Here is a 15,198-nt window from a genome sequence, read left to right on the forward strand (position 1 = left end):
CCCAAGCCGTCCGACGATTGCGACGAGCCCACGACGCCCGACCCGTGCGATGAGTGTGAGGAGCCGACGCCGGAGCCCACGAACCCGACCATGCCGGAGCCCACGAACCCGACCACGCCGGAGCCGACCAACCCGACGACGCCGAAGCCGACCAACCCGACCACGCCGCAGCCGACCGCTCCCACCACCCCCGAGCCGACCAAGGTCGTCCGGGTCGTGAAGACCGAGGCCCCGAAGCCCGTTGTCAAGGCGGTCTACACCGCCACCGAGCACGGCACCACGGTGGCCGTCGCCGAGCGCGGCGTGTCCGCGCACACCGGTGAAGAGGACGGCATCGCGCCGAACACCCTCCTCGGGATGATCGCCGTCGTCAGCGCCGCGGGCGTCCTCACGCTGGGTCGCCGCCACCGGTGAGGTGGGGGCGGCGCCTGGTCGCCGCCCTCCTCCTACTCCTCGGTGTGGCCCTGCTGTTCGGGCGTCAGGCGATCGGGGCGGGCCCGAAGGTCCCGACCACGATCCGCACCGAGGCGGCCGCGCACGCGACCGCGGGCGCGGGCTCATCCCGGACGGTCACCTCGTCCGGGACGCCCGCCCCGCGGCCGCCCGCGGCCTCGGCTGAGGGCCACGCGACGCAGGCATCGGGCCGCCCGGTCTCGATCCAGCTGCCGGCGATCGGATTCTCGTCCGCGACGCCGGCGATGTCCGTCGATCCGGAGGGCGTCATCAATCCGCCCGATTTCTTCCGGACATTTTGGATCTCCGACCGCGGCGCTGCGCCCAATGCGCACGCCCAAGACACGACGTATTTCGCGTGTCACAGTAATTCCAAGAAATCGATCGAGGATGTTCCGTGCAATCGCCTCTCCGGAAATGTCCGGCCCGGCGACACGATCACCGTCAATCTCGAAAAAGGGTCACTCGCCTATAAGGTGACCGACGCCCGCCAAGTCCGGCGCGCCGAATTCGCCTCCCAGGACGACATCTGGGGCGTCCATCCCGGACGCCTCGTGTGGGTGACCTGCTACATCCAAGAGGGGCTCCGCACCGACTTCAACTACGTCGTCATCGCCGAGTTGGAGCCCTGACAAAGACGCCCCCCAGGGCACGGAAACGCTGGGCCTTGGCCCGGCGCGACCGTCCCTGGGGGTGATTCCTTCACCAGCAGATTCCCGGACGCCTCAGCGATCGAAACCGGACAGCGCCGTGTAGTGCCGCGTGCGCGCGGCGTCCTGCGGGACGTCGTGCCCGTCCAGCGTCACGATCGGGCACACCCCGCGCACGGACGACATCAGCCAGGCGCCGTCGGCGTCCAGAATCTCCGCGGGGCGGATGAGCCGATGCACCACCCGGACACCCTCGGCCTCGAGCTGTTCGGTCACCACGTCGGCGGTGATGGACCGGAGGATGCCGGTGCCCTCCAGCGGCGTCAGGACGACCTCGTCACCCGTCGCGACGACCAGCGCCGAGGTGGGGCCCTCGAGGCAGAAGCCGTCCGCGCTGACGAACAGGCAGTCGTCGGCACCCCGGCGGTGGGCCTCGCGCGTCCCGGCCACGTTGATCGCGTACGACAGCGACTTCACCCCGCCCAGAAGCCACGGCGACTCGGCGAAGGCGTCCGACGTGTAGCCGCGATTGAGCGTGACGACGTTCAGCGGGACGAGCGAGCCGCTGAACGGGGTGATCGTCAAGAGCTGCGTCGGCTCGGACTGCGGGTGCTCGGTGCCCCGCGTCGAGATCGTCTTGACGGTGGCTGCGCCCGGAACGTCCCACGCATCGACGGCCTCGTCGATGAGTGCCCGCCAGGCCTCGAAACCGAGCCGGCCGAGCTCGAGCAGCTCCCACGAGCGTGCGAAGCGCCGCAGGTGCCGCTCGATGTTGTCGACGCGCTTGCCGGCGCCGTCGACGACGAGGCGCGTCGCATCGAAGCAGCCGTCACCCCGGGTCAGGCCCAGGTTGTCGGCGGTCAGGAGGGCGGTGTCTTGGTCGACGATGCCGCGGCCCATCACCGCGACCAGTTGTGGGTTCGGGGTGCTCATGGCGGCAGCCTATCGCCGGCCTCGGGGCGCCCGTAGAGTGGAGCGCATGATCGCGCCCGTGGTTTCCTTCGACTGGCTGGCCGCCCACCCCGACGCGGTGGTGGCCGACGTCCGCTTCTATCTCGACGGGCGGTCGGCCCGCGAGGCGTACGCCGCGGGGCACCTGCCGGGTGCGCGTTTCGTGGACATGGAGGCCGACCTCGCCGGCCCCGTCACCGACCTGACGGGCCGCCATCCGCTGCCGACGCCAAGCGCGTTCGCGCAGGCGATGAGCACGCTCGGCGTCAGCGACGACTCGGTCGTCGTCGCCTACGACGACGCCGGGGGAGCGATGGCGGGCCGTCTGGTGTGGATGCTCCGCATGCTGAAGGTGGACGCCGCCCTCCTCGACGGCGGCCTGCGCGCGTTCCCGGGCGAGCTGGAGACCGGCTCCGCCGAGGGGGTGGCGCCCGGCGACTTCACCGCCCGCCCGTGGTTGCCCGCCGACCTCGCGACCATCGACGACGCCGCGCATCAGTTGGTCGTGCTGGATGCCCGGGCCCGCGACCGGTATGCGGGGGAGTCGGAGCCGATGGACGCCCGGGCCGGCCACATCCCCGGCGCGCTGAGCGCGCCCTTCGCGGGCAACCTCGGTCCCGACGGACGGTTCCTGCCGCCCGAGCAGCTCGCCGAACGCTTCCGGGCTTTGGGCGTGACGAACGCCGCGGGGGTCGTCTCGTATTGCGGGTCGGGCATCACCGCCTGCCACAACCTCATCGCCCTGGAGTACGCCGGGCTCGGCCGCGGGCGGCTGTACCCCGGGTCGTGGTCGCAGTACGCGAACACCGAGCGTCCGGCGGCGACGGGGGCGGAGGCCGGCCAGCGGCCGGGCCTCAACGTGCGCGGCGAGCCGTGATCGCGTCGCGTGTTGCGGGGCGTCGCGTCCAGCGCGACGAAAGTACTAGCCCGCCGGGCCGCGCCGGCGGCGTCCCGGAGCAGGTTCTGTACGAATAATTGCGATCGACCGTTAAATACCAAGCCGGGGCAAGATCCCCCGATTCTTGCCCCGGCTAGTGGTGTTGCCACTTGGTCCGAGTGGTCAACTCGCCGCTTCGGGTTCGATTCCCCCCGCCCTCAGCGACAAGTCAATACTACGGGACGCCCCTCGCGATGTCGCCTTGACAGCCGTCCCTATTTGTGGGGACGGTCCGTCGCTGGCACGTTCGTACTAGTTCTTTGGGACTCCTGTCGCGTTCGACGGTCGGGTGCGGTGAGCGCTTCCGGAGGCCGGCGGGGGCGTCCTGGGGGTCCTGACAAAGACGAGTCCGCACGAGCGGCGTTCGCTGCTCGTGCGGACTCGGTGCGGCCAACCGGGGGTGCAACCCCCTCTTGGCGAGGGCTATCGATCAGAGGTCGTAGTACATCTCGAACTCGTGCGGGTGCGGACGCACGCGCAGGGCGTTGATGTCTTCGCGCTTCATGTCGACCCAGTTCTCGATGAGGTCCTCGGTGAAGACGTCCCCGGCGAGGAGGTAGTCGTGATCGTCCTCGAGGGCGTCCAGGGCGGCGTCCAGCGACGCGGGGACGGTCGGGATCTCCTCGTGCTCGTCCGGAGGCAGCTCGTAGAGGTCCTTGTCGATCGGGGCCGGCGGCTCGATCTTGTTCTGGATGCCGTCGAGGCCGGCGAGCAGCATCGCGGAGAACGCGAGGTACGGGTTCGCCGACGGATCGGGGCAGCGGAACTCCATGCGCTTGGTCTTCGGGTTCGCGCCCGTGATCGGGATGCGGATGCAGGCCGAGCGGTTACGGGAGCTGTAGACCAGGTTGACCGGCGCCTCGAAGCCCGGCACCAGGCGGTGGTAGCTGTTGGTGGTCGGGTTGGTGAACGCCAGCAGCGACGGGGCGTGGTGCAGCAGACCGCCGATGTAGTAGCGCGCCATGTCGGACAGGCCCGCGTAGCCGGCCTCGTCGGCGAAGAGCGGCTCGCCGTTCTTCCAGATCGACTGGTGCACGTGCATGCCCGAGCCGTTGTCGCCGAAGATCGGCTTCGGCATGAAGGTGGCGGTCTTGCCGGCCGCCCACGCCGTGTTCTTGATGATGTACTTGTACTTCATCAGGTTGTCGGCGGACTTCAGCAGGGAGTCGAAGCGCACCGCGATCTCGCTCTGGCCGGCGGTGCCGACCTCGTGGTGGGCGCGCTCGATGGACAGCCCGGCGTCGGTCAGGTGCTTGACCATCGCGTCGCGGAGGTCGGTGAAGTGGTCGACCGGCGGCACGGGGAAGTACCCGCCCTTGTACTTGACCTTGTAGCCACGGTTCGCGCGGCCGTCGAGGTCGTGGTCGGCGCCGCTGTTCCACGCGCCGGCCTCGGAGTCGACGTAGTAGTAGCCGGCGTTGTGCTTGGTCTCGAAGCGGGCCGAGTCGAAGACGTAGAACTCGGCCTCGGGGCCCATGAACGCCGTGTCGCCGATGCCGGTGGACGCCAGGTAGGCCTCGGCCTTGCGCGCGATGTTGCGCGGGTCGCGGCTGTACGGCTCACGCGTCAGCGGGTCGTGCACGAACCAGTTGAGGACGAGGGTCTTGGACTCCCGGAACGGATCGACAAAAGCCGTGGTGACGTCCGGAAGCAGCGTCATGTCGGACTCGTGGATCTTCTGGAAGCCGCGAATCGAAGAGCCGTCGAAAGAAAGGCCTTCTTCAAGCACGTCCGCGTCGATGAAATCGGCGGGCGCCGTGAAGTGCTGCATCACACCCGGAAGGTCGCAGAACCGGACATCGACAGTCTCGATGCCCTCTTCCTTCACGTAGGCCAACAGCTCGTCGGCGGTCTGGAACATCTTTCCTCCACAAGAGAATTGGGATCGAACGTGGAAACGCTAACGGGTCCAGGTCACCGACCAGTTGCGGCTATGTTTCAGCGGTGTTACACGACGGCCCGGCTACTGGCGCCCGCTGCGGACGCCGGCCGCCGGCGGCGTCCGGGTCGCCGCGTGGGTGGGTGGTGCGACCGCCCTCCTGGGGCTGGGGCCTTTCGCCGGACCGCAGTCGCAGGGACGCCGGCCGTGTGACGTCCCCACGCCAGGGCGTGTGACGTTCTCCACATCAGAGTGTGGAGAACGTCAGGTAGAAACGCCCACCGGTAGGGTTCGGGCGTGACCACACCGCAGGACGCCGTCCCTGGCAGCGCGCTGGGCCTTCCGGAGCGGGGGGCCGGGTCCCTGGCGTCGTGGGGGAGCCGGATCGCCGCGCTGGTCATCGACTGGTGTGCCGCGATGGCGGTGGCGATGCTGCTGTTCGGCCCGGGCGTCCTGGGCGAGGGGGGCTGGCGGCGGTGGGCGATCCTGGGGGTGTTCTTCGTGGAGAAGGCCCTGCTGACGGCCCTCACCGGCGGCAGCTTCGGGCAGCTGCTGCGGGGCATCGGGGTGATCCGGGTCGACGGCGGACGCCTCGGCTGGTGGCGCCCGATCGTGCGGACGGCGCTCATCTGCCTGGCCCTCCCAGCCCTGCTCATCGGGGCGGACCGCCGCAGCATCACGGATCTGGGGCTCGGGACCGCGGTTGTTAACAGAAGGCCTGCTGTTAATTAACAGCTTGTTACCGAAATTGTCCGGTCGCTGGCGGGTCCCCCGGATTGATGCATCATAGGTCACACACAGCAGGCGGACGCCGATTGTGCCGACCACAAGGGGTGGCGCTCTTCGGTGATTGCCGGCGATTCGACCGATGCGGCCATCGACGACGATGCGGGCGTCACCGGGGGTTCGAGTGACCACGTCCCCACCCAGGCGTCCGGTTTTCGTGGGCGCTCGACTACATGGAGGAACATTGAAGAACCGAAAGCTCCTGACGGCGGCGGCCGCCGCGGCGGCCGGCGCACTGGCCCTGTCCGCCTGCGCCGGTCCCGGCCCGGTGAACTCGAGCGCGATCAACGAGCAGAAGGTCGCCACGGTGTCGTGGAACCAGCCGTTCTACTCGTACAACGGTGAGTCGTCGTCCGGCAACAACGTGACGAACAACAACGTCATCTACATGACCAACGAGCAGGCCGGTTACTACAACAACGAGCTCAAGCTCACTCCGAACCCGAAGTTCGCCACCTACGAGAAGGTGTCCGACAACCCGCTGAAGGTGAAGATCACCCTCGCCGACACCGCGACGTGGTCCGACGGCGTGCCGGTCACGGCGTCCGACGTCGTGCTGAGCTGGGCCGCCCACTCGACCAACTTCAACAACCACCAGGTGCAGACCGACGACGACGGCAACGTCAAGTCGCAGAACACCGGCTCGCAGGTGTACTTCAACTCCGCCGACACGGGCTTCGCGCTGATCAAGGACTTCCCCGAGATCGGCGACAACAACAAGTCGGTCACGTTCACCTACTCCAAGCCGTACGTCGACTGGGAGGTCAACGCCGCCCGCGTCACCGTCGGCCTCCCCGCGCACATCGTGGCGAAGAAGGCGCTCGGCACGGCCGACCCGACCGCCGCGAGCCAGGCCCTGATGGACGCGTTCCAGAAGAAGGACAACGCGGCGCTGTCGAAGATCTCCAACACGTGGAACACGGCCTTCGACATGGTCAACATGCCCGCCGACAAAGACCTGGTGGTCAGCAACGGCCCGTACACGATCTCCGACCTTAAGGAGAACCAGTTCATCACCCTCAAGAAGAACCCGAACTACAAGGGTGACCACGTGCCGTCGATCGACACGGTGACGATCCGCTTCGTCACTGAAGCGCAGGCCAACGTGACCGCCCTGCAGAACGGCGAGGTGCTCGTCGCTCAGCCGCAGTCCACCTCGGACATCCTGAAGCAGCTCCAGGGCCTGTCGAACGTCAACGTCGCCACGAGCCAGGGCGCCACCTACGAGCACGTCGACGTGGTCTTCAACAACGGGGGCCCGTTCGACCCGGCGTCCTACGGGGGCGACGCGGCCAAGGCGCTCAAGGTGCGGCAGGCGTTCCTGACGTCGGTCCCGCGCCAGAGCATCGTCGACAACATCGTCAAGCCGCTCAACCCCGACGCCACGATCCGCAACTCGCTCGCGGTCGTCCCCGGCTCGCCGAACTACAACGACGCGGTCGCCAGCAACGGCATGGAGTCCACCTACGGTGGTGGAGACACGGCCAAGGCCAAGAAGCTGCTGCAGGAGGCGGGCGTCACGAACCCGACCGTCCGGTTCCTGTACGACAACACCAACACGCGCCGTCAGCAGGAGTTCACCTACATCCGCGACGCGGCGAAGGCGGCCGGCTTCACGGTCGTCGACAAGGGCAGCAAGGACTGGTCGACGATGCTGCCGAACAACAAGCAGTACGACGCCTCGCTCTTCGGCTGGCAGTCCACCAGCACGGGCGTCGCCGAGTCGGACGCGACCTTCCGCACCAAGGGCCAGAACAACTACGGCGGCTACTCCAGCGCCAAGGTCGACGGCCTGCTGAACGAGCTTCAGGTCGCCACCGACCCGGCCAAGCAGAAGACCATCCTGCAGGATGTGGAGAAGCAGCTCGTGGCGGACGCCTTCAGCCTGCCGATCTTCCAGTTCCCCGAGATCACGGCGTCGAGCAACAAGCTGGAGAACGTCAGCTCGATCGCGCTGTCACCGACCTACTTCTGGAACTTCTGGGAGTGGAAGCTCAAGTGATCCGCCGCTAGCGCATATCACGGCGAAGACAACGACGTTGGTCATCCCGGAACGCCCTTGACCAGGGCCTCGTGGGGGGCAGAATGCCTCCCACGAGTCCGGGGTGGCCAACGTTTTTCGCTGAACCGCCCTCGATCCCATCGCTCAAAGGCATCTCATGATCAGATTCCTGGCCCGCCGCTTCGGACTGGCGCTGGGCACGCTCCTGGCTCTGTCCTTCCTCATGTACGGCGTCCTGAACATCGCCATGGACCCGCTGGACGATCTGCGCTCCAGCCCCTCGCTGAACCGCGAGGCGCTCATGGAGGCGCGCATCCGCCAACTCGGCCTCGACCGGCCCTGGTGGGAGCGCTGGTGGCAGTGGCTCCTCGACGTCTTCCGCGGCGATTTCGGCGAGGCCTGGCGCAGCGGCCAGCACGTCAACGACATGCTGGTCGGGGCGATCCAGACCTCGGTGCAGCTCGTCTTCTCGGCCACCCTGATCGCGGTGCTCGTGGGTGTCACGGTCGGCCTGGTTTCGGCGCTGCGGCAGTACACCGCGTTCGACTACACGATCACGTTCGTCGCGTTCGTCATGTACGCGTTGCCGGTCTTCTGGTTCGCGGTGCTGCTCAAGCAGTTCGGCGCGATCGGGGTGAACGACTACCTGAACAACCCGGTCGTGAACTGGCCGGCGCTGCTCATCGTGTCGGTCATCTCCGGGCTGTTCTGGGCCGGCGCGCTGGGCGGGAACACGCGGCGCAAGCTCATCGTGTTCGGGGTGGCGTTCGCGGTGACGATCGGCATCCTCGCCTACGCCCTGCTCTCGGGCTGGGTGGAGAACCCGCGGCTCGGCTTCGTCGGCGTCGCGGTGCTGGGCATCGCGGCCGCGGTCGGCATGACCGCGGTGTTCGCCGGGATGCAGAACAAGCGGGCCCTCTACTCGGCGCTGGCGACCGCCGTGGTCGGCGTCGTGCTCTACATGCCGATGCAGTACTTCTTCTACTACGTGCCGATGTCCGATCTGCTCGCGCTGGGCCTGCTCGTCGTCGCGATCATCGTGGGGGCGGCCGTCGGCTGGGCGTTCGGCGGGCCCGACCGCGGCGTGTCGATCCGCGGCGCGGTCGTCGTCGCGATCGTCCAGGCGGCGGCGATCTTCGCCGACCGCGTCCTGCAGGGCTGGCAGCTCTACGTGAACGCCAGCGTGATCGGCGGGCGTCCGATCGCGACCATCGGGTCGCAGACGCCGAACCTCGGCGGCGACTACTGGATCACGCAGCTCGACAAGGCCACGCACCTCGTGCTGCCGACGATCGCGCTCGTCGTGATCTCGTTCGCGACGTACACGCGCTACCAGCGCGGCGCGATGCTCGAGGTGCTCAACCAGGACTACATCCGCACCGCCCGCGCCAAGGGCCTGCCGGAGCGGGTGGTCATCGTGCGGCACGCGCTGCGCAACGCGCTGATGCCGCTGGCGTCCGTCGTGCCGATCGACATCATCACGATGATCGGCGGCGCGGTCCTCACCGAGACGATCTTCTCGTGGGCCGGCATGGGCCGCATGTTCGTGAACGCGCTCATGCTCTCCGAGATCGATCCGGTCATGATCTACATCATGATCACCGGCGCGCTGGCCATGATCGCGAACCTGGCCGCCGACTTCCTGTACGCCATCATCGACCCCAGGATTCGGGTGAACGCATGAGCAACCAAGATCCCCGTCTCGATCCGCGGCTGGGCGCCGCGCCCGACGATGCGGTCACCGACGATCTGTCCGCCGAGGAGCACGGCCGCGGCGAGGGCGTCGGCGAGGCCAAGGAGGTGGAGGGCCTCTCCCAGGGGCAGCTCGTCTGGCGCCGGTTCATCCGGCACAAGGGGGCCATGTTCGGCCTGGGCGTGCTGATCGCCGTCATGCTGCTGTCGACCCTCACGATGGGGATCGGCCCGATCCCCGGCCTGTGGCACGTGCAGAACTTCAACTCGCCCGGCGACGTCCTGAACGGCGGGACGCCGACGCTGCAGATCCCCGGACTGTTCGGCGGCACGACCTTCGCGATCGGCGAGCACCCGTTCGGCCAGAACAACATCGGCCAGGACATGTTCGCCCTCGTCATGAAGGGCGTCCAGACGTCGCTGTTCGTCATGTTCTGCCTGAGCGCGATCGCGCTGCTCGTCGGCGTCACCGTCGGCGCGCTCGCGGGGTACTACCGCGGCGTCCTCGACCAGGTGCTCATGCGGATCACCGACCTCGTCATCACCCTGCCCGTCATCGTGCTCGGCGCGGTGCTCGGCAAGCTCGTCGGCATCCTGCCGATCCGCTTCAACGCGACCCCCGAGCAGACGCTGGCGATCAACAACAACATGCCGCTGATCCTGTCGGTCGCGCTCGGCCTCGTGCTGTGGACGAGCCTCGCCCGCCTCGTGCGGTCCGAATTCCTCGGCCTCCGCGAGCGCGAGTTCGTGGACGCCGCCCGCGTCGCCGGCGCGAGCGACTGGCGCATCATCACCAAGCACATGCTGCCGAACGCCGTCGGCGTCATCATCGTGAACACGACCCTGCTGATGAGCTCGGCCGTCACGCTGGAGGCGGCGCTGTCGTACCTGAACTTCGGTATCCGGCCGCCGAGCGTGTCGCTGGGCTACCTGATCACCGAGAACCAGGGTGCGTTCGCGACCCGGCCGTGGCTGTTCTGGTGGCCCGGCCTGTTCATCGTCCTGCTGGCGCTGGCCGCGAACTTCATCGGCGACGGCCTGCGGGACGCCTTCGACCCGCGCATGCGCAAGATCCCCTCGGCCCGGCAGATGCGCCTGGCCACCCACCAACTGCCGGCCGACCAGGGCGTCCCGACGGCCGCCGCCGGCGCGACGGCGGCGTCCGAGAAGAGCGGGGCGAGCGAGACTGACGGCCCCACGAAGGAGGAGCGATGAGCACCAGCGCCGAGCAGGCGGGCGCCGCAGGCGGCGGCCGCGGCGGCTTCGGGAGTGCCGTCAAGCTGTCGCGCAGTACCGGGGGCGAGGTCGCCAAGGGCGACACGATCCTCGACGTGACCGACCTGTGCGTGAACTTCTGGGTGAACGACGAGTGGTTCGTCGCCGCCGACCACGTCGACTACACGCTCCACGCCGGCGAGGTGCTGGCGATCGTGGGGGAGTCGGGGTCGGGCAAGACGCAGTCGTCCATGAGCCTCATCGGCCTGCTGCCGCCCAACGGGCGAGCGACGGGCTCGGCGAAGCTGAAGGGCGTCGAGCTGGTCGGGATGTCGCAGAGCCGCATGCGCGAGGTGCGGGGCAACGAGATCTCCGTGATCTTCCAGGAGCCGATGACCGCGCTCAACCCGGTCTACACGGTGGGCTTCCAGATCGTCGAGACGCTGCGGACCCACTTCCTGATGGCCCCGACGGCGGCGAAGGAGCGGGCGCTGGAGCTGATGCGCCTGGTCGAGATCCCCGACCCCGAATCCAGCTTCTACAAGTTCCCGCACCAGCTCTCCGGCGGCCAGCGGCAGCGCATCATGATCGCCCAGGCTCTGGCCTGCGACCCGAAGCTGCTCATCGCCGACGAGCCGACGACCGCGCTCGACGTCACGGTGCAGGCCGAGATCCTGAAGCTGATGCGCGAGCTGCGCGAGCGGGTGAACGCCGGCATCATCCTGATCACCCACGACATGGGCGTGGTGGCCGACATGGCCGACACGATCATCGTGATGAAGGACGGCCGGGTCGTCGAGCACGGCACGTCCGACCAGATCTTCCACCACCCGCAGCACCCCTACACGCAGGCGCTGCTGGCGGCCGTGCCGCACCTGGGGACGGCGTCCGACGACGTGACCGGCCACCCGGCCACCCTCGTCGCCCGCGACGACGTGCCGGTCCCCGCGCGCGAAGGCGACCCGAACGTCACGCCGGCCCTGCTGCTGGACGACGTCGAGATCACCTACCCCAAGCAGGGACGCCGCCCCGCGTTCACCGCGGCGCGGCACATCAACCTGCGGGTCGACCCGGGCGAGGTCGTCGGCCTGGTCGGGGAGTCCGGCTCGGGCAAGACGACGATCGGGCGGGCGTCCGTAGCCCTGCTGCCGATCAGCGGCGGACGCCTCTCCGTCGCCGGCGTGGACCTGAGCGGGGCCACGCGCGCCGACCTGAAGAACTTCCGCCGGCAGGTGGGCATCGTGTTCCAGGATCCGGGCAGCTCGCTCAACCCGCGGCTGCCCGTCGGTGAGTCCATCGGCGAGCCGCTGCTGCTGCACGAGGGCCTCAAGGGCGCCGAGATCAGCAAGCGGGTGGAGGGCCTGCTCGACTCGGTCGAGCTGCCGCGCAGCATGCGCAACCGCTACCCGCACGAGCTCTCGGGCGGCCAGCGGCAGCGCATCGGCATCGCCCGGGCGCTGGCACTGAACCCGAAGCTGCTCATCGCCGACGAGCCGACCTCGGCGCTCGACGTGTCGGTGCAGGCGCGCGTGCTCGACCTGTTCCGCGACCTGCAGACCGAGCACGGCTTCGCGTGCCTGTTCATCAGCCACGACCTGGCCGTCGTCGAGCAGGTGTCGAGCCAGATCGCGGTCATGCACATGGGCTCGCTGGTGGAGGTCGGGCCGACGGAGGACATCGTCCAGCGCCCGCAGCACCCCTACACCCAGCGGCTGCTCTCGGCCGTCCCGGTGCCCGACCCCGACCAGCAGCGTGAACGTCGCGAGCTGCGCGATTCGATCATTGAGCAGGAGCACATCGTCAGCTGATTGTCCGCCATGATGGAGGCGTCCCCGACCGGCCGTCACGGCGAAGGAGCACGCCATGCGTGAGGTACCACCACTCGATCTCGGACAAGGCAAACGAATCGGCATCCTCACCAGCGGTGGGGATGCCCAGGGAATGAACGCGGCCGTCCGCGCCGTCGTGCGCACCGCACTCACCTTCGGGGCGGACGTGTTCGCCATCTACGAGGGCTACCAGGGCATGATCGACGGCGGCGAGGGCGTCCGCCAGTTCGGCTGGAACGACGTCGGCAACACGCTGCACAAGGGCGGCACGATCATCGGCACGTTCCGCAGCAAGGAGTTCCGCGAGCGGGCGGGGCGTCGCAAGGCGGCCGCCAACCTCGTCCGGAGCGGCATCGACCGGCTCGTCGTGATCGGCGGTGACGGCAGCCTCTCGGGGCTGAACGCCTTCAGCCAGGAGTGGCCGAGCCTGCTCGCCGAGCTCGTGGACGCCGGCGAGATCAGCCAGGCGGACGCCGACGCGCACCCGCGCCTGCGCTTCGCCGGGCTCGTGGGCTCGATCGACAACGACCTGGTCGGCGTCGACATGACGATCGGCGCCGACTCGGCGCTGCACCGCATCATCGACGCGATCGACGCGCTGACGTCGACGGCGGCGTCCCATCAGCGCAGCTTCGTCGTCGAGGTGATGGGACGCCACTGCGGCTACCTCGCCCTCATGGCCGCGATCGCGGGCGGCTGCGACTACGTGCTCATCCCGGAGAGCCCGCCCGCCGACGGCTGGGAGGACCGCATGTGCGCCGAGCTGCGGCGCGGCCGGGCCGCCGGACGCCGCGACTCCCTCGTGATCGTCGCCGAGGGCGCCACCGACCGGGCGGGCAACGCGATCCGCGCGGACGACGTCCGGCGGATCATCGAGGAGCGGCTGGGGGAGGACACGCGCGTGACGATCCTCGGCCACGTCCAGCGCGGCGGGACGCCGAGCGCGTTCGACCGCTGGTGCAGCACCTGGCTCGGCTACGCGGCGGCGCTCGAGGTGCTCGCCGACGACGGGCCCGAGGAGGGCCCGGTCATCGGGCTCAAGGGCAACCGCGTCACCAAGGTGCCTTTGATGGACGCCGTCCGCCGGACGCGCGAGGTGCCCGAACTCATCGCGGCGTCCGAGTACGACCAGGCCATGGAGTACCGCGGCGGCAGCTTCATGGAGATGGACCGGATCTTCCACGAGATGGCCGAGCCGGCCCGCGTCCAGGTGGACGAGGACACCAAGCGCATCGCGATCATCCACGCCGGTGGGCTCGCGCCCGGCATGAACACGGCCGCCCGGGCGGCCGTCCGCCTCGGCATCAGCCGCGGGCACGCGATGCTCGGCGTCCAGGGGGGCTTCGTCGGGTTGGCGGCCGGCGACGTCTCGCCGCTGTCCTGGAGCGACGTCGAGGGCTGGACGGGCGACGGCGGGGCGCACCTCGGGCTGCGCCGCCGCATCCCGACCATCGAGGAGCTCTACCCCATCAGCCGCGCGCTGGAGGAGCACCACGTGGACGCCCTCCTCGTCATCGGCGGGTGGAACGCCTACCAGGCCGCCTACCTGCTGAACCACGAGCGCGAGCGGTATCCGGCGTTCCGGATCCCGATCGTGTGCGTCCCGGTCAGCATCGACAACAACCTGCCCGGCTCCGAGATCGCGATCGGCACCGACACCGCGCTGAACACGATCGTGGAGACCCTCGACCGGGTGAAGATGTCGGCCGAGGCCGTGCGGCGGGTGTTCGTCGTGGAGACCATGGGCCGCTATTGCGGCTACCTCGCGCTCATGAGCGGCCTCGCCGCGGGCGCCGAGAAGGCCTATCTGAACGAGGAGGGCATCACCCTCGACAAGCTCAACGACGACGTGCGGTGGCTGAAGGAGAGCTTCTCGGCAGGGCGCGAGCTGGTGCTCGCGATGCGCAACGAGAAGGCGAACGAGCACTACACCACGGACTTCATCGCGGGGCTGTTCGAGGAGGAGAGCCACGGGCTCTACGACGTCCGGTCGACCGTGATCGGGCATCAGCAGCAGGGCGGCGTCCCGACGCCGTTCGACCGGCTCCTGGCGACCCGGCTGGTGTCGCGCGCGCTGCGCCTCGTCACCGAGCAACTGGACGCCGGCACCGACGAGAGCTTCTACCTCGGCCTGGTCGAGGCGAAGGTCCGGGCGCAGCCGTTGGCGGGGATGATGGGCCAGATGGAGGTGGAGCACCGGCGTCCGAAGAAGCAGTGGTGGCTCGACCTGCGCGACGTGGTCGGGGCCGTCTCCGTCGAGCCGCAGGGCAGACAGGAGGCCTAGGGCGGGCCGCAGGCCCGCGTGGCGGGCTCAGCCGAGGCTTTCGGCGGCCTCGAGCCAGGCGAGCTCGAGGCCGTCCTTCGCCTCGGTCTGGGCGGACAGCTCGGCCTGCAGCTCGGCGAGCTTGCCGTAGTCGGACGCATGCTCGGCCATCTGCGCGTGGATGGCCTCGATGCGGCGTCCGACCTTGTCGAGCTGCGATTCGAGCCGCGACAGTTCCTTCTTCGCCAGCCGGGTCTCGGCGGCGCTCGGCCCGTTCGAGGCGGACGCCGCGGGTGCCGGCCCTGCGCCCCGCGCCGAGACGGGCGTGGCGGACTCGCGCCGACGGCGTCCCTCGAGGTACTCGTCGACGCCGCCGGGCAGCAGCACGCAGCGGCCGTCGCCGACGAGCGCGTAGGTGACGTCGCAGACGCGTTCGAGGAAGTACCGGTCGTGCGTGACGACGACGAGGGTGCCGGGCCAGGTGTCGAGGTAGTCCTCGATCACGGTCAGCGTGTCGATGTCGAGGTCGTTCGTGGGCTCG

Annotated in this window: 11 protein-coding genes and 1 pseudogene; 9 read left to right on the forward strand and 3 right to left on the reverse strand. The window is 69.0% G+C overall.

Features of this window, described 5'->3' with window-relative positions; translation table 11 throughout:
• Positions 1-414, forward strand: a 414-nt coding sequence (locus WMJ97_RS10555) for a hypothetical protein (protein ID WP_347348954.1), incomplete at its 5' end; no start/stop codon positions are given.
• Between the two features lie 44 nt (positions 415-458).
• The gene (locus WMJ97_RS10560) at positions 459-1,085 is read left to right on the forward strand and encodes a class F sortase (RefSeq protein ID WP_347348955.1); all 627 of its coding nucleotides are present in this window, start codon (positions 459-461) and stop codon (positions 1,083-1,085) included.
• A gap of 93 nt (positions 1,086-1,178) precedes the next feature.
• Here WMJ97_RS10560 and WMJ97_RS10565 read toward each other — a convergent pair whose 3' ends face one another.
• Positions 1,179-2,036, reverse strand: coding sequence for an aminodeoxychorismate lyase (locus tag WMJ97_RS10565; RefSeq protein WP_347348956.1), 858 nt, complete (start codon positions 2,034-2,036; stop codon positions 1,179-1,181).
• Positions 2,037-2,082: 46 nt separating this feature from the next.
• Between WMJ97_RS10565 and WMJ97_RS10570 the strand changes: the two genes are divergently transcribed.
• On the forward strand, positions 2,083-2,931 hold the full coding sequence (locus tag WMJ97_RS10570) for a sulfurtransferase (RefSeq protein WP_347348957.1): 849 nt from the start codon (positions 2,083-2,085) through the stop codon (positions 2,929-2,931).
• A gap of 490 nt (positions 2,932-3,421) precedes the next feature.
• On the opposite strand, the gene glnA is transcribed toward WMJ97_RS10570, so the two are convergent.
• Entirely contained in the window at positions 3,422-4,852 is a 1,431-nt protein-coding gene (glnA, locus tag WMJ97_RS10575; RefSeq protein ID WP_347348958.1) for a type I glutamate--ammonia ligase, read from the reverse strand.
• A gap of 315 nt (positions 4,853-5,167) precedes the next feature.
• On the opposite strand from glnA, the gene WMJ97_RS10580 reads away from it, so the two are divergent.
• The 6 genes from WMJ97_RS10580 to WMJ97_RS10605 all read left to right on the forward strand — a co-directional run bounded on the left by WMJ97_RS10580 (position 5,168) and on the right by WMJ97_RS10605 (position 14,678).
• Entirely contained in the window at positions 5,168-5,602 is a 435-nt protein-coding gene (locus tag WMJ97_RS10580; RefSeq protein WP_347348959.1) for an RDD family protein, read from the forward strand.
• A gap of 238 nt (positions 5,603-5,840) precedes the next feature.
• Positions 5,841-7,658, forward strand: coding sequence for an ABC transporter family substrate-binding protein (locus WMJ97_RS10585; RefSeq protein ID WP_347348960.1), 1,818 nt, complete (start codon positions 5,841-5,843; stop codon positions 7,656-7,658).
• A gap of 157 nt (positions 7,659-7,815) precedes the next feature.
• Positions 7,816-9,342, forward strand: a complete 1,527-nt coding sequence (locus WMJ97_RS10590; protein WP_347348961.1) for an ABC transporter permease — start codon at positions 7,816-7,818, stop codon at positions 9,340-9,342.
• Positions 9,339-10,565, forward strand: a complete 1,227-nt coding sequence (locus tag WMJ97_RS10595) for an ABC transporter permease (RefSeq protein WP_347348962.1) — start codon at positions 9,339-9,341, stop codon at positions 10,563-10,565. The genes WMJ97_RS10590 and WMJ97_RS10595 overlap by 4 nt, the downstream gene beginning before the upstream one ends.
• Entirely contained in the window at positions 10,562-12,373 is a 1,812-nt protein-coding gene (locus tag WMJ97_RS10600; protein WP_347348963.1) for an ABC transporter ATP-binding protein, read from the forward strand. Before WMJ97_RS10595 ends, WMJ97_RS10600 begins: the two co-directional genes overlap by 4 nt.
• Before the next feature lie 55 nt (positions 12,374-12,428).
• Entirely contained in the window at positions 12,429-14,678 is a 2,250-nt protein-coding gene (locus WMJ97_RS10605) for a 6-phosphofructokinase (RefSeq protein WP_347348964.1), read from the forward strand.
• A gap of 27 nt (positions 14,679-14,705) precedes the next feature.
• On the opposite strand, the pseudogene WMJ97_RS10610 reads toward WMJ97_RS10605, so the two are convergent.
• Positions 14,706-15,198, reverse strand: a pseudogene (locus WMJ97_RS10610) (ABC transporter ATP-binding protein); the annotation flags it as partial.

Source organism: Nigerium sp. (assembly GCF_039811905.1).
Classification (GTDB): domain Bacteria; phylum Actinomycetota; class Actinomycetes; order Propionibacteriales; family Propionibacteriaceae; genus Propioniciclava.

Coding starts and splice junctions, on each gene's coding strand:
- WMJ97_RS10590 (WP_347348961.1), top strand. CDS start 7,816: ATGATCAGATTCCTGGCCCGCCGCTTCGGACTGGCGCTGGGCACGCTC.
- WMJ97_RS10570 (WP_347348957.1), top strand. CDS start 2,083: ATGATCGCGCCCGTGGTTTCCTTCGACTGGCTGGCCGCCCACCCCGAC.
- WMJ97_RS10595 (WP_347348962.1), top strand. CDS start 9,339: ATGAGCAACCAAGATCCCCGTCTCGATCCGCGGCTGGGCGCCGCGCCC.
- WMJ97_RS10605 (WP_347348964.1), top strand. CDS start 12,429: ATGCGTGAGGTACCACCACTCGATCTCGGACAAGGCAAACGAATCGGC.
- WMJ97_RS10565 (WP_347348956.1), bottom strand. CDS start 2,036: ATGAGCACCCCGAACCCACAACTGGTCGCGGTGATGGGCCGCGGCATC.
- glnA (WP_347348958.1), bottom strand. CDS start 4,852: ATGTTCCAGACCGCCGACGAGCTGTTGGCCTACGTGAAGGAAGAGGGC.
- WMJ97_RS10600 (WP_347348963.1), top strand. CDS start 10,562: ATGAGCACCAGCGCCGAGCAGGCGGGCGCCGCAGGCGGCGGCCGCGGC.